The 23,817-nt window shown below is 74.9% G+C and carries 19 protein-coding genes, 1 tRNA gene and 1 riboswitch; of the genes, 15 read left to right on the top strand and 5 right to left on the bottom strand.

Annotated elements, in window-relative coordinates; translation table 11 throughout:
• Window positions 1-264: 264 nt before the first annotated feature.
• The 3 genes from ACFYUY_RS18045 to ACFYUY_RS18035 are packed head-to-tail and all read left to right on the top strand — an operon-like array spanning window position 265 to window position 4,618.
• Window positions 265-1,131, top strand: a complete 867-nt coding sequence (locus tag ACFYUY_RS18045) for an FAD binding domain-containing protein (RefSeq protein ID WP_360218259.1) — start codon at window positions 265-267, stop codon at window positions 1,129-1,131.
• Window positions 1,128-2,294, top strand: a complete 1,167-nt coding sequence (locus tag ACFYUY_RS18040) for a 2Fe-2S iron-sulfur cluster-binding protein (RefSeq protein ID WP_387901537.1) — start codon at window positions 1,128-1,130, stop codon at window positions 2,292-2,294. The genes ACFYUY_RS18045 and ACFYUY_RS18040 overlap by 4 nt, the downstream gene beginning before the upstream one ends.
• A complete protein-coding gene (locus tag ACFYUY_RS18035) occupies window positions 2,291-4,618 on the top strand; it encodes a xanthine dehydrogenase family protein molybdopterin-binding subunit (protein ID WP_360218241.1) in 2,328 nt (775 codons plus the stop codon). Before ACFYUY_RS18040 ends, ACFYUY_RS18035 begins: the two co-directional genes overlap by 4 nt.
• 63 nt (window positions 4,619-4,681) lie before the next feature.
• On the opposite strand, the gene ACFYUY_RS18030 is transcribed toward ACFYUY_RS18035, so the two are convergent.
• Window positions 4,682-4,753, bottom strand: a tRNA-Cys gene (locus ACFYUY_RS18030).
• A gap of 97 nt (window positions 4,754-4,850) precedes the next feature.
• A riboswitch (guanidine-III (ykkC-III) riboswitch) is annotated at window positions 4,851-4,916 on the top strand.
• 44 nt (window positions 4,917-4,960) lie between these two features.
• Between ACFYUY_RS18030 and ACFYUY_RS18025 the strand changes: the two genes are divergently transcribed.
• Together ACFYUY_RS18025 and ACFYUY_RS18020 are read left to right on the top strand one after the other, a co-directional pair.
• Window positions 4,961-5,275, top strand: coding sequence for an SMR family transporter (locus tag ACFYUY_RS18025; RefSeq protein WP_360218238.1), 315 nt, complete (start codon window positions 4,961-4,963; stop codon window positions 5,273-5,275).
• Window positions 5,276-5,384: 109 nt separating this feature from the next.
• Entirely contained in the window at window positions 5,385-6,821 is a 1,437-nt protein-coding gene (locus tag ACFYUY_RS18020) for an MFS transporter (RefSeq protein ID WP_387901535.1), read from the top strand.
• Window positions 6,822-6,824: 3 nt separating this feature from the next.
• Here the strand turns inward: ACFYUY_RS18020 and ACFYUY_RS18015 are convergent, their stop codons facing one another.
• Window positions 6,825-8,147: a hypothetical protein gene (locus tag ACFYUY_RS18015; RefSeq protein ID WP_360218232.1), complete on the bottom strand. Its 1,323-nt coding sequence runs from the start codon at window positions 8,145-8,147 to the stop codon at window positions 6,825-6,827.
• A 414-nt stretch (window positions 8,148-8,561) separates the two neighbouring features.
• Between ACFYUY_RS18015 and ACFYUY_RS18010 the strand changes: the two genes are divergently transcribed.
• The 3 genes from ACFYUY_RS18010 to ACFYUY_RS18000 are packed head-to-tail and all read left to right on the top strand — an operon-like array spanning window position 8,562 to window position 13,056.
• Window positions 8,562-9,206 (top strand): class F sortase, encoded by a 645-nt coding sequence (locus tag ACFYUY_RS18010; RefSeq protein ID WP_360218229.1) that lies wholly within the window; start codon window positions 8,562-8,564, stop codon window positions 9,204-9,206.
• On the top strand, window positions 9,203-10,519 hold the full coding sequence (locus ACFYUY_RS18005) for an alpha/beta hydrolase-fold protein (RefSeq protein ID WP_360218226.1): 1,317 nt from the start codon (window positions 9,203-9,205) through the stop codon (window positions 10,517-10,519). The genes ACFYUY_RS18010 and ACFYUY_RS18005 overlap by 4 nt, the downstream gene beginning before the upstream one ends.
• Window positions 10,519-13,056 (top strand): rhomboid family intramembrane serine protease, encoded by a 2,538-nt coding sequence (locus ACFYUY_RS18000; protein WP_387901530.1) that lies wholly within the window; start codon window positions 10,519-10,521, stop codon window positions 13,054-13,056. Before ACFYUY_RS18005 ends, ACFYUY_RS18000 begins: the two co-directional genes overlap by 1 nt.
• Before the next feature lie 56 nt (window positions 13,057-13,112).
• On the opposite strand, the gene ACFYUY_RS17995 is transcribed toward ACFYUY_RS18000, so the two are convergent.
• Complete coding sequence (locus tag ACFYUY_RS17995; protein WP_387901528.1) at window positions 13,113-13,559, bottom strand: SsgA family sporulation/cell division regulator; 447 nt, start codon at window positions 13,557-13,559, stop codon at window positions 13,113-13,115.
• 308 nt (window positions 13,560-13,867) lie between these two features.
• Here ACFYUY_RS17995 and ACFYUY_RS17990 point away from each other — a divergent pair, with 308 nt between their 5' ends.
• The 3 genes from ACFYUY_RS17990 to ACFYUY_RS17980 all read left to right on the top strand — a co-directional run bounded on the left by ACFYUY_RS17990 (window position 13,868) and on the right by ACFYUY_RS17980 (window position 17,592).
• Complete coding sequence (locus tag ACFYUY_RS17990; protein WP_360218256.1) at window positions 13,868-15,700, top strand: DEAD/DEAH box helicase; 1,833 nt, start codon at window positions 13,868-13,870, stop codon at window positions 15,698-15,700.
• 407 nt (window positions 15,701-16,107) lie between these two features.
• Window positions 16,108-16,758, top strand: coding sequence for a helix-turn-helix domain-containing protein (locus ACFYUY_RS17985; protein WP_360218217.1), 651 nt, complete (start codon window positions 16,108-16,110; stop codon window positions 16,756-16,758).
• Between the two features lie 27 nt (window positions 16,759-16,785).
• Window positions 16,786-17,592 (top strand): S16 family serine protease, encoded by an 807-nt coding sequence (locus ACFYUY_RS17980; protein WP_387901525.1) that lies wholly within the window; start codon window positions 16,786-16,788, stop codon window positions 17,590-17,592.
• Between the two features lie 33 nt (window positions 17,593-17,625).
• Here ACFYUY_RS17980 and ACFYUY_RS17975 read toward each other — a convergent pair whose 3' ends face one another.
• Window positions 17,626-18,198 (bottom strand): Lrp/AsnC family transcriptional regulator, encoded by a 573-nt coding sequence (locus ACFYUY_RS17975; RefSeq protein ID WP_360218211.1) that lies wholly within the window; start codon window positions 18,196-18,198, stop codon window positions 17,626-17,628.
• A gap of 209 nt (window positions 18,199-18,407) precedes the next feature.
• Here ACFYUY_RS17975 and ACFYUY_RS17970 point away from each other — a divergent pair, with 209 nt between their 5' ends.
• On the top strand, window positions 18,408-18,938 hold the full coding sequence (locus ACFYUY_RS17970) for a VOC family protein (protein ID WP_360218208.1): 531 nt from the start codon (window positions 18,408-18,410) through the stop codon (window positions 18,936-18,938).
• Between the two features lie 57 nt (window positions 18,939-18,995).
• Here the strand turns inward: ACFYUY_RS17970 and ACFYUY_RS17965 are convergent, their stop codons facing one another.
• On the bottom strand, window positions 18,996-19,562 hold the full coding sequence (locus tag ACFYUY_RS17965; RefSeq protein ID WP_360218205.1) for a hypothetical protein: 567 nt from the start codon (window positions 19,560-19,562) through the stop codon (window positions 18,996-18,998).
• 132 nt (window positions 19,563-19,694) lie between these two features.
• Here ACFYUY_RS17965 and ACFYUY_RS17960 point away from each other — a divergent pair, with 132 nt between their 5' ends.
• The 3 genes from ACFYUY_RS17960 to ACFYUY_RS17950 all read left to right on the top strand — a co-directional run bounded on the left by ACFYUY_RS17960 (window position 19,695) and on the right by ACFYUY_RS17950 (window position 23,707).
• The gene (locus tag ACFYUY_RS17960; RefSeq protein WP_360218202.1) at window positions 19,695-20,399 is read left to right on the top strand and encodes a response regulator transcription factor; all 705 of its coding nucleotides are present in this window, start codon (window positions 19,695-19,697) and stop codon (window positions 20,397-20,399) included.
• Window positions 20,400-20,416: 17 nt separating this feature from the next.
• Window positions 20,417-21,835: a sensor histidine kinase gene (locus ACFYUY_RS17955; RefSeq protein ID WP_387901602.1), complete on the top strand. Its 1,419-nt coding sequence runs from the start codon at window positions 20,417-20,419 to the stop codon at window positions 21,833-21,835.
• Window positions 21,836-22,111: 276 nt separating this feature from the next.
• The gene (locus ACFYUY_RS17950; protein WP_387901522.1) at window positions 22,112-23,707 is read left to right on the top strand and encodes a cellulose binding domain-containing protein; all 1,596 of its coding nucleotides are present in this window, start codon (window positions 22,112-22,114) and stop codon (window positions 23,705-23,707) included.
• Window positions 23,708-23,817: the final 110 nt, after the last annotated feature.

Raw genomic sequence — 23,817 nt, 5'->3', positions numbered from 1 at the left:
GTCAAGAAAAGATGAACATCTGCCCTGGCTCGATCCGGGCCGGGGCAGATACCGCCCGGTATCCGTCCCAATCGGGCAGTCCCGTTCACCCGTCCCGAAATGATCATCGAGCATTGTGTGCCAGAGTTGCCCAACCCGGCCCGATCGCCCGTACCCTACGGGCCAGGCCGGGCTGCTGACGCGGACACCACGGCCGAAGGCCGCGGGCGGCAGGCGATCGATGAGCAAGTGGAGCACGGTGGGACCCAGGTGAACCGGACGATCATGCTGCCGGCCTCCCTCGACGAGGCCGTCGACGCGCTGGCCGCCGCCCCGGCCGCGGTACCGGTGGCCGGAGCCACCGACCTGATGGAGGCCGTCAACGCCGGACGGCTGCGCCCCGCCGCCCTGGTCGGGCTCGGCCGGATCACCGAACTGCGCGGCTGGCGCTACGAGGACGGCGGCACCGCGGTCCTCGGCGCCGGACTCACCCACGCCCGGATGGACCGCCCCGACTTCGCCGCGCTCATCCCCGCGCTCGCCGACGCCGCCCGCACCGCCGGCCCGCCGCAGGTCCGCAACGTCGGCACCCTCGGCGGCAACATCGTCACCGCCGCCCCGGCCGGCGACACCCTCCCGGTGCTCGCCGCCCTGGAGGCCAGCGTCACCCTGGCCCGGGCCGGCGGCAGCCGCGAGGTGCCGGTCAGCCACCTGCTCACCGGGCTCGACCCGGTGCGCCCCGGCGAACTGCTCACCTGGGTGCGGGTCCCGCTGCTGCACGCGCCGCAGGTCTTCCTCAAGGCCACCGGCCGCAGCGGCCCGGCCCGCGCCACCGCCTCCGTCGCCCTCGTGCTCGACCCGGCCCGGCGCGCCGTGCGCTGCGCGGTCGGCGCCGTCGCCCCGGTGCCGCTGCGCCCGCTGGAGGCCGAGGCCTGGGTCGCCGGCTGCATCGACTGGGACGGCAGCCGGGAGATCGACCCGGCCGCCACCGCCGCCTTCGGCGAGTACGTGGCCGCCGCCTGCGTCCCCGACACCTACGGCGCCGAGGGCGCCTGGGAGGCCGTGACCGAGGGGCCGAGCGCGGCCGCCGTTCGGCTACGGCGTACCGTATCGGTGCTGGCCCGACGGGCACTGGGAAGGGCGCTGAAGTGAGCACAGACCCCATCGAGACCCTCGACGCCGACCCGCTCGGCCTCACCCCGCAGGTCAGCCGCGAGCTGCGCCCGTGCGCCTCCTACACGTTGCGGGTCAACGGTTTCGAACGGCCCGTCACCGACGCCTGGATCGGTGAGAGCCTGCTCTACGTGCTGCGCGAGCGGCTCGGCCTGGCCGGCGCCAAGGACGGCTGCGAACAGGGCGAGTGCGGGGCCTGCTCGGTGCAGGTGGACGGCCAGCTGGTGGCCGGCTGCCTGGTGCCCGCCGCACTGGCCGCGGACAGCGAGATCAACACCGTCGAGGGCCTGTCGGCCGCCGGCGGCGCCAGCGACGTCCAGCAGGCGCTGGCCGAGTCCGGCGCGGTGCAGTGCGGCTACTGCACCCCGGGCATGGCGATGGCGGTCCACGACCTGCTCCAGCGCAACCACCGGCCCACCGAGGTCGAGGCCCGGCAGGCGCTCTGCGGCAACCTCTGCCGCTGCACCGGCTACCGGGGCGTGCTGGCCGCCGTCCAGAGCATCGCCGACGCGCGCGCCCTGGAGGCCGAGGAGGCGGAGGAGGCGGCGCTCGCCGACCAGCCCGCCGACGGGACGGCCGCCCCGGCGCCGGTCGCCGAACCCGAGCCGGTCGCCGACCCGCCGGTCTACACCGACGCCGACGCGTGGATCGAGCACGTCCCGCAGCCGCCCGTCGAGGAGGCCCCGGCCGGGGGCGGGCCGTACGGCGACGGCCAGGGCGGCTACGACACCGGCGTGTACGACACCGCCGTCCTGACGCCGGTCCAGGGCATCCCCTCCCAGGCCGCCGACGACCAGGTGTACTACCCGCAGCAGGGCTACCCCGAGCAGCCGTACCAGACCACCCCCGCGCACGGGACGCCCGTCCACGGCGTCTACCCGGACGGCGGCTACCCCGCGGACGGCTACCCGCAGCAGAACGGCTACGACACCGGGTACGACGCCCCGGTCTACCAGCCCACCCCCGCGCACGGCACGCCGCTGCCCGGCGCCGCCTTCGACGGCACGCCGCCGCACGGCACCCCGTACGTCCCCGCGCCCCCGCACGGCGCCCCGGCCGACGACGGCGCCCAGGCCGGCGTCCCGTACGGCGCCACCCCCGCCCACGGCATCCGGCTCCCCGAGGACGACCACGCATCATGACGTCGCCTACCGACATCGGCGCAGCACTCCAGCAGGACGGCGGCGAGGGCGGCGCACCGGAGCCGTTCGGCCTGGGCAGCTCACCGCTGCGCAGCGACGCGCTGCCCAAGGCGCTCGGCATCTTCCCGTACGCGGCCGACCTCTGGGCCGAGGGGCTGCTCTGGGGCGCCGTGCTGCGCTCGCCGCACCCGCACGCCAGGATCCGCGGCATCGACACCTCGGCCGCGCTGGCGCTGCCCGGCGTGCACGCCGTGGTCACCGCCGCCGACCTGCCGCCCGGCCCGGACGGCACCCCGGACGGCGCCCCGGCCGGCCCGATCCTCGCCGACCGGCCGGTGCTGGCCGCGGGCGTGGTGCGCCACCACGGCGAGCCGATCGCCGCGGTGGCGGCCGACCACCCGGACACCGCCCGGCTCGCGGTCGGTCTGATCACGGTCGACTACGAGCCGCTGGAGGCCGTCACCGACCCCGAGCAGGCCTTCACCGCCCCGCCGCTGCACCCGGACGGCAACCTGTTCCGCCACCTGCCGCTGCGCACCGGGGACCCGGAGGCGGCCGGCGAGGTCATCGTCGAGGGCCTCTACCAGGTCGGCCGGCAGGACCCGGCGCCGCTCGGCGCCGAGGCCGGGCTCGCCGTGCCGCGCCCGGACGGCGGCGTCGAGCTGCACCTGTCCTCCACCGACCCGCACGGCGACCGCGACCGCACCGCGGCCTGCCTGGGCCTGGAGCCCGACCGGGTCCGGCTGGTGGTCACCGGGGTGCCCGGCGCCACCACCGACCGCGAGGACCTCTCGTTCCAGGTCACCCTGGCGCTGCTGGCGCTGCGCACCGGCCGCCCGGTGAAGATGACCCTCACCCGCGAGGAGTCCTTCCACACCCACACCTCGCGCCACCCCGCGCTGCTGCGCTACCGCCACCACGCCGACGCCGAGGGCCGGCTGGTCAAGGTCGAGGCGCAGATCCTGCTGGACGGCGGCGCGTACGCGGACGTCTCCGCCGAGGCGCTGGCGGCCGCCACGGCCTTCTCGGTCGGCCCGTACGTCTGCCCGAACGTCTTCGTGGACGCCTGGGCGGTGCGCACCAACAACCCGCCGGCCGGGCGGATGCGCGGCGAGGGCGCGCTGCAGGCCTGCTTCGCCCACGAGTCGCAGCTGGACCAGCTGGCCGCCCGGATCGGCGTGGACCCGGTGGAGATCCGCCGCCGCAACGCGATGTCCACCGGGGACCCGATGCCCACCGGGCAGGCCGTCACCTGCCCCGCGCCGGTGGGCGCGTTGCTGGAGGCCGTCGCGGCCGAGCCGCTGCCGGCCCTGCCGGTGGACGACCCGGACGCCGAGTGGCTGCTGCCGGGCGGGCCCGGCGGCGCCGGCGACCCGGCCGCGGTGCGGCGCGGGATCGGCTACGCGGTCGGCATGGTGCACATGCTCGGGGCCGAGGGCGAGGACGAGGTCTCCACCGCCACGGTGCGGGTCAGCGGTGACCACGCCACGGTGATCTGCGCGGCCGTCGACTCCGGGCAGGGCTTCGCCACCCTGGCGCGGCAGATCGTGCAGAGCGTGCTGGGCGTCAGCGAGGTCTACATCGCGCCGGCCGACAGCGACCAGTCGATCGCAGGGCCGTCCGCCCGGGGCCGGCACACCTGGGTCTCCGGCGGCGCGGTGGAGCGCGCCGCGCTGATGGTCCGCCACCAGCTGCTGCAGCCGATCGCCGCCAACTTCGGGATGTCCGCGGAGCTGCTGCAGATCGCCGACGGCAAGATCACCTCGTACGACGGGGTGCTCGGCATGCCGGTCGCCGAGGCGCTGGAGGGCAAGGAGCTGTGGGCCACCGCGCAGTGCCGCCCGCACCCGACCGAGCCGCTGGACGAGAACGGGCAGGGCGACGCCTTCGTCTCCATCGCCTTCTGCGCGATGCGCGCGGTGGTGGACGTGGACATCGAGCTGGGCGCCGTCCGGGTGGTCGAGATGACGGTCGCGCAGGACGTCGGCCGGGCGCTGAACCCGCGGCAGATCGAGGACCGGATCGAGGCCGGGGTGGCACAGGGCGTCGGCCTGGCGCTGCTGGAGGACCTGCGCACCGAGGGCGGGGTGCTGCAGAACCCCTCGCTCACCGGCTACCGGCTGCCCACCGCCCTGGACACCCCGGAGGTGCGGATCGCCGCCCTGCTGGAGGAGCGGGACGTGGTGGCGACCTTCGGCGCGAAGGCGGTCAGCGCGGTGCCCGCGGTGGTGGCCCCGGCGGCCGTCGCGGCGGCCGTCCGCGCCGCCACCGGCCTGCCGGTCGGCCGGCTGCCGATCCGCCCCGAGGACGCGATCGCGGGCTGACCGGGAATTCCCGGAAACGGGAATTGCCGGTCGGCGCGAAAGCCGACCGGCAATTCCTTTTCGAGGCCATGGCGGGAATCGAACCCGCGTGTACCGCTTTGCAGACGGTTCCCTAAGCCACTCGGGCACACGGCCAGTGAATTCATGGTGGCGGATTCCGCGACGGACCGTCAACGGCCGAATGTAAATTCTGCATGGCAACTCCGGCGGCGGCCCGTGCTACGGTCGGAGACAGGTGGTCGGACTCCGGCCACCCCGGACGAGCGCGTCGTACCCGGTGACGACAAGACGGCGCAGTTCAGCGGCAATCCGGCCGCTGTGGACTGCGGAGGTACGGCCGTCATGGCTTGGCTCGTTCTGATCGTCTCGGGTGTCCTGGAGACCGTGTGGGCGGTCGCCCTGGAATCGTCCAAGGGCTTCTCCCGGCTCGTCCCCAGCCTCGTCTTCGGCGTCGCCCTGCTGCTGAGCATGGGCGGGCTGGCGTACGCGATGCGCACCATCCCGATCGGCACCGGGTACGCGGTGTGGGTCGGCATCGGCGCGGTCGGCACCGCGCTCTACGGCATGGCCGTCCTGGGGGACGCGGTGACCGCGGCCCGGATCGGCTGCCTGCTGCTGATCGTCTCCGGCGTGGTGGGCCTCAAGGCGCTGCACTGACGCGGTGGTCCCGGGCCGTGCCGGGCGGCGGGTCCTAGGTCCTGCGGCGGATCCGGTCAGCGACCGGAGTCAGGGGTCACCCAGCCGGACGGCCCTTACGATGTTACGTATGACCACTGCCTCCCCCACCTCGGTCGACCCCGCGCCCGTACCCCTCGACGACGACCCCGGCGGCGGGGTCCTCAGCGGCCGCTACCGGGCGCTGACGCTGGGGATCGTCTCGGTGGTCCTGCTGCTCGCCTTCGAGGCGACGGCCGTCAACACCGCGATGCCGGTGGCGGCCCGCCAGCTCGACGGCCTCGGGCTCTACGCCTTCGCCTTCTCCGGCTACTTCACCACCACGCTGTTCGCCCTGGTCGTCTCGGGCCAGTGGTGCGACCGGCGCGGCCCGCTGCAGCCGCTGTTCGCCGGCATCGCGGTGTTCGGCGCCGGACTGGTGGTGGCCGGCGCGGCGCCGGGGATGTGGCTGTTCGTGGCCGGGCGGGCGGTCCAGGGGCTGGGCGGCGGCCTGGTGATCGTCGCCCTGTACGTGGTGGTCGGCCGGGCCTACCCGGAGCGGCTGCGGCCGTCCGTGTTCGCGGCCTTCTCCTCGGCCTGGGTGCTGCCCTCGATCGTCGGCCCGGTGGTCTCCGGGGCGGTCACCCAGCACCTGGGCTGGCGCTGGGTGTTCCTGGCGGTGCCCGTGCTGATCCTGCTGCCGCTGGCCGTGATGGGCCCGGCGCTGGCCCGCTCCGAGCGGGAGCACCCGGTGGCGAAGGGCGCGGACTTCGACCGCCGGCGCACCGTACTGGCCGCGATGGCGGCGGTCGGGGCGGGCCTGCTGCAGTACGCCGGCCAGCGGCTCGACCTGCTGGGGCTGCTCCCGGCGGCGGCCGGTGCGGCGCTGCTGCTGCCCGCCGTGCTGGGCCTGCTGCCCACCGGGACGCTGCGGGCCGGGCGCGGCCTGCCGACGGTGATCCTGCTGCGCGGGGTGGCCGCGGGGGCGTTCTTCGCGGCCGAGGCGTTCATCCCGCTGATGATGGTCACCCAGCGCGGGCTGTCCCCGACGCTGGCCGGGCTCACGCTGACCAGCGGCGGGCTCTCCTGGGCGCTGGGCTCGTGGCTGCAGGGGCGGCCGGGGGCGGAGCGCTACCGCGAGGCGATGATCCGGGGCGGGTTCGTGCTGACCGCGGTGGCGATCGCGGGCGCGGCGCTGGTGCTGGTCCCGGCGGTGCCGGCCTGGGTGGCGGCGGTCGCCTGGGGCGTCGGCGGGATCGGGATGGGCCTGACGGTCGCCAGCGTGAGCGTGCTGATGATGAAGCTGTCCGCGCCGGAGGACGCGGGGGCCAACTCGGCCTCGCTGCAGATGAGCGACGCGCTGGGCAACGTGCTGCTGGTGGGTCTGGCCGGGGTGCTGTTCGCGGCCCTGGGCGGCGGCTCGCTGGCCGCCGCCCACGAGGGGGCCGGGTCCACCGGCTCGGCCGGCGCCTTCACGGTGATCTTCCTGACCATGGCCGGGGTGGCCCTGCTGGGTGCGCTGGTCTCCGGCCGGGTGCGCCGGGCCTGACGGTCAGCCGGCGGTGGCGGTGGCGGTGGCGCTGTCGGTGGCGGTCGCCGAGGAGCTCGCCGGCGGCGCCGCCGGGGTGCCCAGGAAGGCCTCCCACCCGCCGGTCGGCGACTGGCCGGGGGCGAGGCCCTGCAGCTTGCGCAGCACCGCCGGGTCCTGGGCCTCCAGCCAGTCCACCAGTTGGCGGAACGACACCAGCCGGACCTCCGGCTTGCCCGCGATGACCTTGAGGGCGTCCTCGACGGCGTTCATGTAGATGCCGCCGTTCCACTCCTCGAAGTGGTTGCCGATGATGTACGGCGCGCGGTTGCTGCGGTAGGTGCGGTCGAAGCCCATCAGGTAGGCGTCGCGGGCCTGGGCCTGGAAGCCCGGGTAGAGCGCCGGGTCGGCCTTGGTGTTGGGACCGCACTGGTTGTACATGATGTTGTAGTCCATCGAGAGCACCTGGAAGGTGTGCCCGGGGAAGGGGATGGACTGCAGCGGGAGGTCCCACAGGGCCCCGCCCTGGATCCGCTGCGGCCAGACCTGGGTGCCGTTGCCGCTGCTGTCGTAGCGCCAGCCGCGCTTGACGGCGGTGGGCAGCAGGTTGCGCTGGCCCTCCAGGCAGGGGGTGCGGCTGCCGATCAGCTCCTTGCGGTAGTCGAAGGGCAGCGCCGGGAGGTCGGTGAAGCCGGTGTTGGTGCGCCAGTTGGTGACGAAGTCCATCGCCTGCTGGATCTCGCTGTCCCACTCCTCGGGGGACCACTTGCCGACGCCGGTGGAGCCGCAGAAGTGGCCGTTGAAGTGGGTGCCGATCTCGTGGCCCTCCAGCCAGGCCGCGTGCAGGTTCTCCAGGGTGTCGTGGATGTGCTGGTCGCTGAGGTAGCCGATGTCGGAGGCGCCGACCTTGTGCTGCGGCGGGCGGTAGAGGTCCTTCTTGGACTCGGGCAGCAGGTAGAGGCCGCTGAGGAAGAAGGTCATCGACGCGTTGTGCTCCTGCGCCAGCCGGCGGAAGCGGGCGAACAGCCCGTTGTCGAGTTCGCCGGCGCCGTCCCAGGAGAAGACCACGAACTGCGGCGGGCGCTCGCCGGCCCGGAGCCGCTCGGGCACCGGCTGGCGGGGCTGGGCGCCGGTGTCGGAGGTGGATCCGTCGCCGATCAGGGCGGCCTGCGGCTTGGGGGCCGGGGCGGGGGTGGCGGTCTGCTCGACGGCCTCGCCGGGGGCGGGTACGGCCGGTCCCGTCGCCCGCTCGCCGCCGCCCGCGCCGTTGCTGCCGCAGCCGGCGGCCAGGGCCGCGGCGGTGGCCGCACCGGCGGCCAGCAGGGTGCGGCGGGAGAGGGCTTCCATGGTCACTCCGTTCATGAGGCGTTCGGCGGGCGTTCAGGCGCGCGAAAGTCCGGTCGGACAAGTGGGGTGATACAACCCGTGACCGGGTCAGCATGGCATGTGGGCGTGATCGGTCGGAGAGGCACCACGGACGGTCTCAATCGATCGCTCGATTGACGCAACCAGTCCGGTCCCGTCCACGTCGAAGCTCTTGCCGGGCGCGTTGACGCGCGAGCGGCGGGGTGCCCGGCGCGGGACGCCGCTGTCGCGCTCCGTGATCCGGCGTCCACTCGGCGCAGGCGCCGGGCCGCCGTCCCTGCCGATCGGCGGGTGTCGGTACGACCATCGTATGGACGTGCATTAGGGTCCGATCCGCTTCAATTGTTCCCAGGAAACTCCCAGGAATCGGGATTCCGTCGGCAGAGGGGAGCGCCCGTGGGCGTCCAGCAGAGCAGGAGCCCGTGGCCGGGCACCCTGGCGGCCGGTGCCGCGCTGGTGCTCGGTGCCTGGCTGCTGCACGACGGCGGACCGGGCGCCCTGCCGCCCGCACCCGGCGTCGGACAGGCCCTCTCCGGCTTCGCCCCGGTCTCCGTCGTACCGCCGCTCGGCCCGTCCGCCCCGACCCGGATCCGCATCCCGTCCGTCCGGCTGGACGCCCCCGTCACCGCGCTGGGCGTCGGCCCCGACGGGCACCTCGAAGCCCCGTCCGAGGCCGACCGCAACCTGGCGGGCTGGTACCGCGGCGGCGCCAGCCCCGGGCAGCGCGGCACCGCCATCCTGGCCGGGCACGTCGACACCAAGGCCGGCCCGGCCGTCTTCTACCACCTGGGGGCGCTCCACCGCGGCGACCGGATCGAGATCGCCCGCGCCGACGGCGCCACCGCCGTCTACCAGCTCTACGCCATCGAAGTGCACGACCGAAAGGACTTCCCGGACGACCGGGTGTACCGCCAGGCCGCCGACGCACAGCTGCGGGTGATCACCTGCGGCGGCGCGTACAGCGAGGAGCACGGCTACGAGGGCAACGTCGTCGCCTACGGCTTCCTGGCCGACACCACCCGGCCGGGCAAAGCCGCATGACCACGCTGACCCTCGCCACCCGCTGGAACCCGATCGACTGGCCGCTCACCCACGGCCCCGTCCCGTACGCCGTGCTCTCCGCCGGCTGGGGCGCGCTGGTCCTGCTCGCGTTCTCCCGCCACGAGCGCTGGCGGGCCCCGCGCCTGCTGGGCGCCCTGCTGCTGGCCGCCGCGCTCACCGCCCTGGTGAAGATCGCCGTCGACGGCTGGTGGCACCCCTTCCCGGAGGGCACTCCGGACTTCGTGATGCGCTGGATAGCCGTCGCGCTGTTCGCGGTGTGCCTGCTCCTGCTCCGCGCCCCGCTGCTCGCCACCCGCCGGCGGCTGCTGGCGGCCGGCGGTGCCGTGCTGGTCCTGCTGATGGCCGCCTCCCAGGTCAACCGGGGCTTCGACCAGTACCCCACCGCCCGGGCCATGCTGGCGCCCGAGATCGAGGCGCTCACCACCGGGAGGACGGCCAGCACCGTCGCCGCCTCGCCCGGCCGGCCCGTCGAGGAGCAGTGGCACGCGCCCGCCGGCCTGCCCGCCAAGGGCACCCTCTCCGGGGTGACCATCCCCGGCGCCAAGTCCGGATTCAAGGCCCGCGGCGGCTACGTCTACCTGCCGCCCGCCTACCAGGCCACCCCCCGCCCGCTGCTGCCCGTCGTGGTGCTGCTGCCCGGCCAGCCCGGTGCCCCGGAGGACTGGGTCAACTCCGGCGCCATCCGGGACACCCTGGACGCCTTCGCCGCCGCGCACCAGGGCCTCGCCCCGATCGTGGTGGTCGCCGACCCCACCGGCAGCCCCATCACCAACACGCTCTGCATGGACTCCCGGATCGCCAAGGCGCACACCTACCTGGCCGAGGACGTCCCGGACTGGATCCACCGGAACCTGCAGACCGCCACCGGCCGCACCGCCTTCGCCATCGGCGGGCTCTCGCTCGGCGGCACCTGCTCGCTCCAGCTCGCCGTCAACGCCCCCGACGTCTACGGCAGCTTCCTGGACATCTCCGGGCAGGACGAGCCGACCCTGGGCAGCCGCGGCGAGACCGTCGACAAGGCCTTCGGCGGCGACGAGGCCGCCTTCGACGCCGTCGACCCGCTGCACCTGATGGCGCGGAAGAAGTTCCCCGACACCGCCGGCCGGTTCGTGGTCGGCGCCAACGACCCGGACTTCCGCCCGATGCAGGAGAAGGCCTTCGCGGCCGCCCAGGCCGCCGGCATGGACGTCGCCTACCAGACCATCCCCGGCTGGCACAGCTGGGTGGTCTTCCGGCAGGCCTTCGAGCAGAACCTGACCTGGCTCTCCCAGCAGACCGGGCTGATCCGGTGATGCGGCTCCTGGCGGCCCCGGCGCCGGCCGAGGAGCGCGAGTGGCCGCGGGACCGCGCGCCCGTCGCCGGCACGCCCGACCCGCGCCCGCAGCGGCTGCGCCGGGCCGCGGCGGCCTTCGGCGGCCGGTTGCGCTCGGCACCGCTGACCCTGGCCCTGCTGGCCGGGCTCTGGGCCGTCGGCGCGGCCACCGGCAGCCTGGCGCACGGGCCGTCCGAGCGGCTGCTCGCCCGGGTCGGGGTGGGGTTGCCCACCCTCGCCGAGGGCCACTGGTGGACCCCCTTCAGCTCGCTGTTCTGGTGCTCCGGCGCCGGCTCCTACGTGTTCACCAGCCTGCTGCTGCTCCTGGTCGGCCCGGCGGCCGAGCACCGGCTCGGCCGGGCCCGGACACTCGCGGTGCTGGTCGCCGGGCAGCTGGCGGGCACCCTGCTGGGCGCCGGGCTGGTCGCGGTCGGCTCCCGGGCCGGTGAGCAGTGGACCGCCTCGGTGGCCGACCAGACCGCCGTCGGCCCCGGCGTCGGGCTGTTCGCGCTCGCCGCGGTGCTCGGCTACCGGCTCACCGTGCTCTGGCGCCGCCGGCTGCACCTGCTGGTGCTGCTCGTCCCGCTGGTCATGACGCTGTACGTGGGCCACCTGCAGAGCGTCCAGCGGTGCGCCGCCGCGCTCGTCGGACTCGGCGCGGGCGCCCTGCTCAACCGGGGCCGGCAGCACCTGCGCACGCACCGCTCCTCGCACTCCGAGACCCGGGTGCTGATCGCGCTCTGCCTGGTCGCCGCCGCCTTCGGGCCGCTGATCGCCTCGCTGTACGACAACGCCACCGGGCCGTTCAACACCTTCTCCGAGCTGTACCTGTCGCACCGCCTCAGCCCCGAGGAGGTCGCCGACTTCTGCGCGGTGTCGGCGCACGACTGCGCCCGCGCGCACGCCGTCGAGCGGATCTTCGACACCCCCGGCCGACTGATGGCCGCCCTGTTCCCGGCCCTGCTGCTGGTGCTCGCCGAGGGGCTGCGCCGCGGGCTGCGGCTGGCCTGGCGGATCACCGTCGCCACCGAGCTGCTCTGGGCCGGGCTGCTGGGCTGGCTGTACCTGGACTCCGGGCCGGACAGCGGCGACGTGGTCCAGTACTTCGTCGAGGCGCTGCTGCTGCCGCTGCTCACCCTCGGACTGCTGCTGGCCACCCGCCAGCGCTTCCGGATGCGGCTGGCCGGCCGGGCGGTGCGCCGGCTCGGGTCGGTGATCGGCGGCGCCGCGCTGGCCGCCTGCGCCGCCTACGCGGGCGTGGGGGTGCTGGTGGCCGACCAGTTCGAGCCGGGGGCGAACCTGCGCCGCCTGCTGCACGGGCTGCCGGCGCTGTTCCTGCCGCCCGCGTACAACGACCTCACGCCGGACTACCCGATAGCGGTCGGCCGGGTGGCGCTCCTGCTGGAGACGTACTCCGGGCTGGCGTTCTGGGTGGTCACGCTGAGCGCGCTGCTGGTGGCCTTCCGCCGGCCGGTCCTGCACACCGACGCGGACGCGTCCGCCCGGGCCCGGGCGCTGCTCACCGCGTACGGCGGCGGGACGCTCTCCTTCATCACCACCTGGGACGGCAACCACTACTGGTTCGACGAGGACGGCCGGGCGGCGGTCGCCTACCGGGTGCGCGGCACCGTGGCGCTGACCACCGGCGACCCGTTCGGCGAACCGGAGGCCCGGGAGCGGGCGGTGGCGGGCTTCGCCCGGTTCTGCGACGCCCGCGGCTGGACCCCGTGCTTCTACAGCGTCTCCCCGCAGACCCGGTCGGCCGCCGCACAGCTCGGCTGGCGCTCGGTGCAGGTCGCCGAGGACACCGTGGTCGCGCTGCCCGAGCTGGCCTTCACCGGCCGCAAGTGGCAGGACATCCGGACGGCGCTGAACAAGGCCGGCAAGCAGGGCATCACCGCCGAGTGGTGGGCCTACCACGAGGCGCCGAGGGCGCTGCGGGACCAGATCCGCGAGATCTCCGAGGAGTGGGTCTCCGAGAAGGGCCTGCCCGAGATGGGCTTCACGCTGGGCGGGCTGGAGGAGCTGGACGACCCGGACGTGCGGGTGCTGATCGCGGTGGACGAGCAGCGCGTCGTGCACGGGCTGACCAGCTGGATGCCGGTGTACGAGAACGGCGTTCCGGTCGGCTGGACGCTGGACTTCATGCGCCGCCGCTCGGACGGCTTCCGCGGCGTCAACGAGTTCCTGATCGCCTCGGCCGCGCTGGGCTTCAAGGAGGAGGGCGCGCGGTTCCTCTCGCTGTCCGGCGCGCCGCTGGCCCGCTCCGGGCAGGGCGAGGGACCCACCGGTCTGCAGCGGATGCTGGACTGGATGGGCCGGGTGCTGGAGCCGGTGTACGGCTTCCGCTCGCTGCTCGCGTTCAAGTCGAAGTTCCAGCCGGAGTACCGGCCGATGTACATGGCGTACCCCGACCCCGCCGCGCTGCCGGGCATCACCCGGGCGATCGGCAAGGCGTACCTGCCGCACCTGACGCCGGCGCAGGGGGTGCGGCTGATGCGGCGGCTGTCGGGCTGAGCCGGCGGCCGGGCCGGGCCCGCGGAGCCGGCCGTCGGCTCCGCGCGGGCCCGGGCTCAGCCGAGCAGCTCGGCGAGGGCGCGGTCGGCGTCCAGGTGCAGGTGCTCCTCGCCCTCGGGGACGAGCAGCCGGCTGTGCCACAGGAAGCGCCGCAGGTCGGCGGTGTCGAAGCGGATCAGCGCGGTGCCCTCCGGCGCCCGCAGCTCGACCATGGTGCGCTGGCCGGACGCGGGGCGGACGTGGACGTCGCCGACGCCCGCCGGCAGCTCCAGGCCGGCCGAGAGCAGCTGCCGGGCGAAGACCCAGACGACGTCCTCCCCGCCGGGTTCGCCCGGGCCGGCGCCGTCGGCCGCCGGGTCGTCCAGGGAGAACTCGGCGGGGAAGGCCATCCGGACCGCGAACGGGTCCGCCGGCAGGTAGGTCAGGACCACCCGCAGCCGCACCGAGCGGTGGGCGGAGAGGATCAGACGGGCTTGGACGGTCTCTTCGGCGGCGGTGTGCACGGCAGGTCCCTTCGGGTCGGTGCGAGGCCGGTCGGCACGGGGAGGGTTGGGGCGGCCTCGCACTGGTGGGAGTCCCGGGACGGGCGGTGATTACCCGGTTCGGGCGCCGCGACGGTGTGATCCGTGTCACGTCGATTTCCGGCCGCCAGGGCCCGGCGCGAGGCCCCGGCTGAACGCTCGAACAGCGCCCAACCGGTACGCTGGACCGGTTGTCCGATCGCCGCCCGACCGCGGGACGGGGCCGTAGAACCGCCTCTGACCTGCGATGATCCCCCTCGGAGACCGTGAGTACTGCCGCCGCCTCCTCGATGCCGCTGTTCTCCGACGCCCCGGAGCCGCAGGCCCCCGCCCGGACCGGCGGCCACGCCGCCACCGCCGCCTCGCACCACCTCTCCCCGGCCTTCCCCGGCCGCGCCCCCTGGGGCACCGCGGGCAAGCTGCGGGCCTGGCAGCAGGGCGCGCTGGACCGCTACATCGAGACGCAGCCGCGCGACTTCCTCGCGGTCGCCACCCCGGGCGCCGGTAAGACCACCTTCGCGCTCACCCTCGCCTCGTACCTCCTGCACAACCACCTGGTGCAGCAGGTGACGGTCGTCGCGCCGACCGAGCACCTCAAGAAGCAGTGGGCCGAGGCCGCCGCACGGATAGGCATCCGGCTCGACCCGGCCTACTCCTCCGGCCCGCTCTCCCGGGACTACCAGGGCATCGTGGTGACGTACGCGGGCGTCGGCGTGAACCCGATGCTGCACCGCAACCGGACCGAGGCGCGCAAGACCCTCGTGATCATGGACGAGATCCACCACGCCGGTGACTCCAAGTCCTGGGGCGAGGCCTGCTTCGAGGCCTTCGAGCCGGCCACCCGCCGGCTGGCGCTGACCGGGACGCCGTTCCGCTCGGACACCAACCCGATCCCCTTCGTCCAGTACGAGGCGGGCGCCGACGGCCTGCGCAAGTCCGTCGCCGACTACACCTACGGCTACGGGCACGCGCTCGCCGACCACGTCGTCCGGCCGGTGATCTTCCTCAGTTACAGCGGCAACATGCGCTGGCGCACCAAGTCGGGCGACGAGCTGGAGGCCCGGCTCGGCGAGCCGATGACCAAGGATCTGATCGCCCAGGCCTGGCGCACCGCGCTGGCTCCGCAGGGCGAGTGGATCCCGAGCGTGCTGCAGGCCGCCGACCGCCGCCTCACCGAGGTCCGCAAGGCGATCCCGGACGCCGGCGGCCTGGTGATCGCCACCGACCAGACCGTGGCCAGGGCGTACGCCAAGCTGCTGCGCGAGATCAGCGGCGAGAAGGTCACCCTGGTCCTGTCCGACGAGGCCGAGGCGTCCAAGCGGATCTCCGACTACTCGGCCGGGACGTCCCGCTGGATGGTCGCGGTCCGCATGGTGTCCGAGGGCGTCGACGTGCCGCGGCTGTGCGTCGGGGTGTACGCCACCTCGATCTCCACCCCGCTGTTCTTCGCCCAGGCCGTCGGCCGCTTCGTGCGCGCCCGCAAGCGCGGCGAGACGGCCTCGGTCTTCCTGCCGACGATCCCGATGCTGCTGGGCTTCGCCAACGAGATGGAGCTGCAGCGCGACCACGTCCTGGACCGGCCGAAGAAGGAGGGCGACGGCCTCTTCGACGAGGAGGACCGGCTGCTCGCCGAGGCCGAGCGGGCCAACGACGGGCCGGACGGCGCGGGCGGCGAGGAGTTCTCCTACGAGGCGATCGGCTCCGACGCGGTCTTCGACCGGGTGCTGTACAACGCCATGGAGTTCGGCATGCAGGCCCACCCGGGGAGCGAGGAGGAGGACGACTACCTCGGCATCCCGGGCCTGCTGGAGCCGGACCAGGTGCAGATGCTGCTGCAGAAGCGCCAGCACCGCCAGATCCAGCGCAGCAAGGGCAAGCCGGCCGAGGAGGCCGACCTGCTGGAGCTGCCGGCCGAGCAGCGGCCGGTGGTCACCCACCAGGAGCTGCGGGAGCTGCGCAAGGAGCTGAACGCGCTGGTCGCCGCCTGGCACCACCGCACCAGCCAGCCGCACGGCACCGTCCACAACGAGCTGCGGCGCCAGTGCGGCGGGCCGCTCACCGCCCAGGCCACCGCCAACCAGCTGAAGGCGCGGATCGCCAAGATCCGTGAGTGGGCGAAGTAGCCGGCCGGGCGGCCGTCGCGCAGCCGGTGCCGCGGCGGCCGTCCGGGGGCGGGCCGCCGCGGCGGGCCCGCGGTCCCCTCTGTCCCGAACTGTCCGGACTTCGGACCGGGGTCGAACACATGCCCTGACGGGGGCTGCGAAATGGTGGGTTCTGTCCTGATTTGGCGGCGCCGTTGATGTCGATCACGCCCGAATTTTGGACAACCACTTCCGCCGCGACATTTCCTTCACTACCTTTCCCCCACGCTCTACCGCCGGGCAACCCCCCACGGGACGGGCGCCGCAGGACCGTACGCACGTCAAGGGCGACGACGTACGGTCCCAGCGCGGCCACCCCCACCTGCGCGCGACACCGAACCCGTACCGGCGTCGCCCGCCCCGCGAGCGTCGCGGAAAGGATGCCCGTCGTGACTGCCGAGACCTCCCAGACCCTGGACCGTGGCGTCCGGGTCCTCAAACTGCTCGCCGACTCCGAGCGCGGCCTCACCGTCACCGAGCTGGCGGCGCGGCTGGCCGTCAACCGCACCGTCGTCTACCGGCTGCTGGCCACCCTGGAACAGCACGGCCTGGTCCGCCGGGACATCGGCGGCCGCGCCCGGGTCGGCCTCGGGGTGCTGCGGCTGGCCCACCGGGTGCACCCGCTGCTGCGCGAGGCCGCGCTGCCGGCCCTGCGCAGCCTGGCCGAGGACCTCGGTGCCACCGCCCACCTGACCCTGGTGGACGGCAGTGAGGCGCTGGCCGTGGCCGTGGTCGAACCGAGCTGGACGGACTTCCACGTCGCCTACCGCACCGGGCTGCGCCACCCGCTCGGCGAGAGCGCCGCCGGCCGGGCGATCCTGGAGGCGCGCACCTTCCCCAGCCAGCGACGGCCGGAGCAGGGCTTCGTCATCACCCGCGCGGAGGAGCAGTCGGGGGCGTGCGGCGCGGCCGCCGCGCTGCTCGGGCTGAGCGGGATCGAGGGCAGCGTCGGCGTGGTGATGCTCAACGGGCTGGTGCCCGAACGGGTCGGCCCCCGGGTCGTCGAGGCCGCGACCGAGGTGGCCGACGCGCTGAGGTAGCGGCCGAGGTGTGTTTGGATTCCCCTTGTGTCCGACACCAAGCTCCCCAAGGCCCTGACCTCCCCGCGCACCCGCGCGCTCGCGCTCTGCGGCCTGCTGGTCACCGCGCTGTTCGGCGTGGCGGCCTTCGTCCCGCTGCCGTACACGCTCACCTGGCCCGGGCTGACCGCGGACACCCTCGGCACCTACCAGGGCAAGCCCGTCATCACCATCACCGGGGCGCCGCTGCGCACCACCGAGGGCGAGCTGCGGATGGTCACCATCTCGGCCACCAACCCGGGCGAGGAGACGACGTTCCGGCGCGCCCTGCAGGCCTGGTTCGACCGGGACGAGGCGGTGCGCCCGACCGACACCGTCTACCCGCAGGGCGACCCGGCCAAGGCCGAGCAGGTGACCGCCCAGCAGATGGCCGAGTCGCAGGACAGCGCCACCACTGCGGCGCTGGACTACCTCCACCTCTCGCCGGACCAGGTGAAGGTCAAGATCGACCTGGGTGACGTGGGCGGCCCGAGCGCCGGCCAGATGCTGGCCCTGGGCATCGTCGACAAGCTCGCCGGCGACGGCAAGGGCGGCGACCTCACCGGCGGGCTCAAGATCGCGGGCACCGGGACCATCGACGACCAGGGCGTCGTCGGCGCGGTCGGCGGCGTCCCGCTGAAGACGCAGGCGGCCGCCCGGGACGGCGCGACCGTGTTCCTGCTGCCCAAGGACGAGTGCGCGGACGCCAAGGTGAACACCCCGGCGGGGCTGCGGCTGGTGCCGGTCGGCACGCTCGGCGAGGCGGTCTCGGCGCTGGAGGCGCTGAAGAGCGGGGGGAGCGTCCCCGGCTGCTGACGCGGCGGGGCTCCGGAGGCGCCCCGGGCCGGCCTACTCGGCCGCGGCCTGGTCCACCAGCGGCAGGATGCGGTACGGCACCGGGTTCTCCAGGGCGATCGCGGTGGACGAGCGGACGATCCCGTCGAAGCCCACCACGCGGTCGATCACCCGCTGCAGGTCGGCGTTGGAGCGGGCCACGATCCGCACCATCATGTCCCCGGCCCCGGTGATCGTGTGCAGCTCCAGCACCTCCGGCACGCTCGCCAGGTGGGCGCGCACGTCGGCGCCCTGGCCCTGCGAGATCTCCAGGGTCGCGAAGGCCGTCACCGGGTAGCCGAGGGCGGCCGGGTCCACCTCCGGGCCGAACCCGCCGATCACCCCCTTGGCCTGCAGCCGGTCGAGCCTGGCCTGCACGGTGCCGCGGGCGACCTGGAGCCGGCGAGAGCACTCCAGCACCCCGATCCGGGGCTCCTCCGCCAGCAGCCGGATCAGCCGGCCGTCCAGCGCGTCGATCGCGTCGTTCCCGCCACCCGGCCCCGCTCCGGGGCCGGCGCCGGCCGAAGCGCCTTGCGGGGCGGGGGAGTTGGGCGAGCCTGAGGAGCTCGGGGAGTGGGCGGGGGGCATCGCGGCTCCGTCCTCCGATGGGCATTCTGTACAGCGGCGCCGCCGATTCTCCCGCCCCGGCGCACAGCTTGACCAGGAGGAAACGGAACAGTTGCGCGCAGGTCGGCTCGGCGCCACCCTCCAGCCACGACCCCGTGCGCCGGGCCCCACCCCGGCGCGCGGGCCCCACGTGGTCCACGTGGTCCCGTACGCCTACCGGGAGGGCCGACATGACCGAGACCGCCGCCGAACCCGTCCTGCTCACCGCCGGCCCGGGGGAGACCGACCCCCTCCCGACGGGCCGCGCCGACGCGGTGGTCTTCGCGGTCGGCGACGCCGAGCGGGCCGCCCACCGCTACGCCGCCGCACTCGGACTGCGATGTACCGCCTACGCCGGGCCGGAGACCGGGGAGCCGGAGACGGTCTCCTACGTGCTGAGCGCACCCGGGACGCGGATCGTGCTCACCTCGCTGGTCCAGGTGATCGGCCCGCGCGGGCGGGAGCTGGCCGGGTACCTGGCCCGGCACGGGGACGGCGTGCTGGACCTCTCGGTGAGCGTGCCCGACGTGTACTACGCCTACGACTACGCGGTGGACCGGGGCGCGCTGTCGCTCGCCGAGCCGTACGAGGCGCGGGACCGCTTCGGCACGGTGGTGCTGGCGACCATCGGGGTGCCCGGCGGGACGAGGCACACGCTGGTCGACCGGTCCCGCTACGGCGGGCCGTACCTGCCCGGTTACCTTCCGTTCGAGGCCTGGTGAGGGCCCGGTGAGCCCGGACGGGGCCCGGCGGGTCCGACGGGGCCCGGTGCGGCGGGTTCAGCGGACCGCCGTCTCCACCACGGGCGGGTGCCCGTTCCAGTAGACGAAGACCGAGTTGGCCTGCTCGCCCTTGGTGAAGTCGATCCGCATCCACTGGTCGCCGTTCCAGACCTGCATCTGCCAGCCCGGATCCGGGGTGGCGGAGACCAGCGAGGCCTTGTCCGGGCGGATGTCCAGGGCGACCTTGCCGCCCGGCACCGGGTAGCTCTTCACCGACGACGTGGGGGTCGTGGCGGGCGTGGGCCGGCGGGTGGCCGACGGGGCCCCGGCGGGGGTGGCCGCCGTGGTGGCGACGGGGGCCGGGCCGTGCGTCGGGCCGGTGCCGGCGGCGGTCGGGGAGGCCGGCGGGGCGGGCGTCCCGGTCGGGGTGCCCGGGTGGCCCGGGTCCGGGGTGACGGTCGCGGTGAACGGCGTGCCGTCTGCTGTCGGCGAGGGCAGCGGCAGCGCCGTCGGCTGCTCGAACGCGGCGCCGGTCAGCACCGCGTGCACGCCGAACCAGGACAGCGCCACCGCCGCCCCGGTGGCCGCCGCCCAGGCGCCGAGCTGTACCAGTCCGTTCCGCATCGTCCGCTCATCCTGCCGTACTCCGGGCCGGTGCGGGCGGGCACCCCTGGTGTCCCCCGGGGGAGTTGCCCGGTGTCCGGGGCCACCCCGAGGTACAGACCACTGACCGCCGATGGCGTACCGTGCAGGGCCATGGCAACAGTGCTCGTGGTCGAGGACGACCCCTTCGTACGTTCCGCCCTCATCCGGCACCTGACCGACACCGGTCATGCGGTCCGCAGTGTGGGCACGGCACTCGAGGCGCTGCGGGAGGTCGCCCAGGTCGGCTGCGACCTGGTGATCCTCGATCTGGGCCTGCCGGATCTGGACGGCAGCGAGGCGCTCAAGATGATCCGGGGCCTGACCAACGTGCCGGTGATCATCTGCACCGCCCGGGACGACGAGGCGGAGATCGTCCGGCTGCTCAACGACGGCGCCGACGACTACCTGGTGAAACCTTTCTCCGGAGAACACCTCAGCGCCCGGATGGCCGCCGTGCTGCGCAGGCTCGGCGGCGGCGCCGCCCCCGCCGCCCAGGTGCTGCGGGTCGGCGGACTCGCCATCGACCTGCAGCGGCGGGAGGCCGCGCTGGACGGGCGGGCGCTCGACCTGACCCGCCGTGAGTTCGACCTGCTGGCCTTCCTCGCCGGGCGGCCCGGCGTGGTCGTGCCGCGCAAGGAGATCCTCGCCGAGGTCTGGCAGCAGACCTACGGCGGCGACCAGACCATCGACGTCCACCTCTCCTGGCTGCGCCGCAAACTCGGCGAGACCGCCTCCAACCCCCGCTACCTGCACACCGTCCGGGGCGTCGGCGTCCGGCTGGAGCCCTCCGGGGGCCCCGCGGAGCACCGGACATGAGGCGGTTCGGACGCTCGCTGCGCTGGGCCCTGATCAAGGCCGCCGTCGCCGGGACCACCATGGTCGCGCTGGCCTTCCTCATCCCGCTCGGCCTGATGGTCCAGCAGACCGCCCGGGACCGGGCGTTCACCGCCGCCGAGCGGCAGGCCGCCGCACTCGGCCCGGCCCTCGCCATCACCACCGACCAGGACGCCATCAACCGCGCCCTGGCCAGCACCGACGCCGGCGGGCAGGGCCGGATGGCCGTCCACCTGCCCGCCCCGACGGCCGCCGCCGCACCGCCCGGGGTGGGCGGCCCCGGCGGCCCCACCATCGGCGAGGCCCGGGCCGCCGCCGGCGACGTGTCCACCGCCGGCGGGCAGGGCCGCTCCTTCACCGTCGAGGTGCCCGGCGGGTACGCGCTGCTCCAGCCGGTCGCGGTGGACACCGGGCGCACCGCCGTGGTCGAGGTGTTCGTCGCCGACGGCGACCTCACCCGGGGCGTCTCCACCGCCTGGCTGGTGCTCTCCGGGGTCGCGCTCGCCCTCGTCGCCATCGCCGTCCTGGTCGCCGACCGGATGGGCACCCGGATCGTCGCCTCCGCCCGCCGGCTGGCCGGCGCCGCCCGCTCGCTCGGCGCGGGCAACCTCGCCGTCCGCGTCCCGGTGGACGGCCGGCAGGCGGCCGGCAGCCCCGAGGAACTGCGCGAGGCCGCCCACGCGTTCAACACGATGGCCGACCGGGTCGTCCAACTCCTCGCCGCCGAAAGGGAACTGGCCGCCGACCTGTCCCACCGGCTGCGCACCCCGCTGACCGTGCTGCGGCTCAACGCCGCCTCCCTCGGCGAGGGCGACGCCGCCGACGCCACCCGGCACGCGGTCTCCCAACTGGAGCGCGAGGTCGACCAGATCATCCGCTCGGCCCGCCGCGCCCCCGAGGACGCGCCCGCCGTGGCCGTCGGCTGCGACGTCGCCGAGGTGATCCGCGAGCGGGTCGGGTTCTGGTCCGCCCTGGCCGAGGACGAGGGACGCCGCTGGCAACTCGCCGGCGCCGACCGGGCGGCACCCGTCCCGATCCAGCGCGCCGACCTCGCCGCCGCCGTCGACGCGCTGCTCGGCAACGTGTTCCGGCACACCGCCGTCGGCACCGCCTTCTCCGTCGACGTGCTCGCCACCGACAGCTCGGTCATCGTGCTGGTCGGCGACGCCGGCCCCGGGTTCAGTGACCCGGCCGCCGCCCTCGAGCGCGGCGCGGGCCACGGCGGCGACGGCTCCACCGGCCTCGGCCTGGACATCGTCCGCAAGCTCACCGAGTCCACCGGCGGCGACCTGGCGCTCGGCCGCTCGGCCGTGCTCGGGGGCGCGGAGATCCGGCTGCGGCTGCTGAGCCGCCCGGACCACACGGCGCAGGCGCGGCCCGTCCGGCGGCGCAACCGGGGGGCGCTGTTCCAGCGGTGACGGTGCGGCAGCCGGGGAGCTGCCGTGGGGATGCTGCGCACCCGCCGCGGGGGCGGTGTGTGGACCGGCCCGCGCGGGCGGCCCGCGGACGGATCTTCCTTAAGCCCGCCCTAAGGGAGCACTACCCCTCGCTCAGCCCGCCGGTTCGGGCCCCGGCCCGCCGCTAGCGTCGGTCCCGCCGGTCGCCCGACCGAGCCGGGCCGGCCGCCCGGAAGTCCGTACGCACCCGCGTCCGGACGGCGGCCGACCGCAAGGCACCCGCGGAGGTAACGCGCCATGACGACCCAGCCCGACAGCCGCCGAGGCCGCCGCCGGCGCAGCCGCAAGGGCACGATCATCGGGGCCTCGGCGGTCGCCGCCGCACTGGTCGCCGGCGGCGTGGTGGTCCTCGCCTCCTCGGCCAGCGCCGCCTCGCTCGGCGCCGTCTACAGCCGCACCAGCAGCTGGGACGCCGGCTACACCGGCCAGTACCTGGTCACCAACCCGGACAGCCACCCGATCGAGGACTGGACGCTCAGCTTCGACCTCCCGGCCGGCGCGAAGATCGACTCGCTCTGGAACGCCACCTTCACCGCCGCCGGCCAGCACGTCACCGTCAGGCCGGAGGCGTGGAGCAAGCGGCTGGAGCCCGGCAGGAGCGTGGTGGTCGGCTTCGTCGCCCAGGGCGCCGGCGCCGCACAGACAGAGCCGGCGAACTGCCTCATCAACAACACCTCCTGCAAGGGCGGGGACGGCCCGGCACCCACGCCCTCCGGCCGTCCCACCGCGACCTCGACGCCCACCCCCGCGCCGACCGCGACCGCCACCCGCACGGCCACCGCCACCCCCACGGCGACGGCCGGCCCGACCGGAAGGCCCAGCCCGACCGCCACGGCGAAGCCGACCACCCCGGCGCCGACCCCCACCCCGACCGCCACCCCCACGGCGACCGGTGTGCCCGTACCCCCGGCCGCCGGGGCCGGCTTCGCCCCGTACGTCGACACCTCGCTCTACCCGCCGTACGACCTGGTCGCCACCGCCAAGGCGACCGGCGTCAGGAACGTCAACCTGGCCTTCGTGGTCTCCGGCGGCGGCTGCGTGCCCAAGTGGGGCGGGGTCAGCGACCTGTCCGCCGACGCGGTGGCCGCCCAGATCGGCGCGCTGCGGGCGATCGGCGGCGACGTCCGGGTCTCCTTCGGCGGCGCCAACGGCAGCGAGCTGGCCCTCGCCTGCGGCTCCACCGCCGACCTGACCGCCGCCTACCAGAAGACCGTCGACGCCTACGGCCTGACCAAGGTCGACTTCGACGTCGAGGGCGGCGCGATCGCCGACACCGCCGCCAACACCCGCCGGGCCCAGGCCGTCGCCCAGCTGCAGAAGAACGCGGCCGCCAAGGGCAAGGCCCTCGACGTCTCCTTCACCCTGCCCGCGCTGCCCTCCGGCCTGACCCAGGAGGGCGTCAACCTGATCGCCGACGCCAAGAAGAACGGTGTCGCGGTCGGCGCGGTCAACATCATGGCCATGGACTTCGGCGACGGCGTCGCCCCGAACCCGCAGGGCCAGATGGGCAAGTACGCGATCGCCGCGGCCACCGCCACCCAGGCCCAGGTCAAGAGCGTGCTCGGGCTGGACGACGCGGCCGCCTGGCGCAAGGTCGCGGTGACCCCGATGATCGGCGTCAACGACGTCGCCAGCGAGGTCTTCACCGTCGCCGACGCCAAGCAGCTCGCCGAGTTCGCCGGCAGCAAGCACCTCGCCTGGCTGGCCATGTGGTCCGGCACCCGGGACAAGGCCTGCGAGGGCGGCGCCAAGGCCTACGCCGACGCCACCTGCAGCAGCATCGTCCAGCAGCCGCTGGACTTCACCCGGGCCCTGGGCGCCTACACGGGCTGACCGCACCCCCGGCGCCGTCCGGGGCCCCGCCCGGGCCCCGGACCGGCGTGACCGACCTCCCCTCCCGGACCCGGCCGTCCGTGCTCCGCCCGCAACGGAGCGCGGCCGGC

Source organism: Kitasatospora sp. NPDC004745, assembly GCF_042873275.1.
In the GTDB taxonomy this organism is placed as follows: domain Bacteria; phylum Actinomycetota; class Actinomycetes; order Streptomycetales; family Streptomycetaceae; genus Kitasatospora.
Note: the sequence above shows the minus strand (reverse complement) of the source record. Positions and strands in the feature narration are given on the sequence as shown.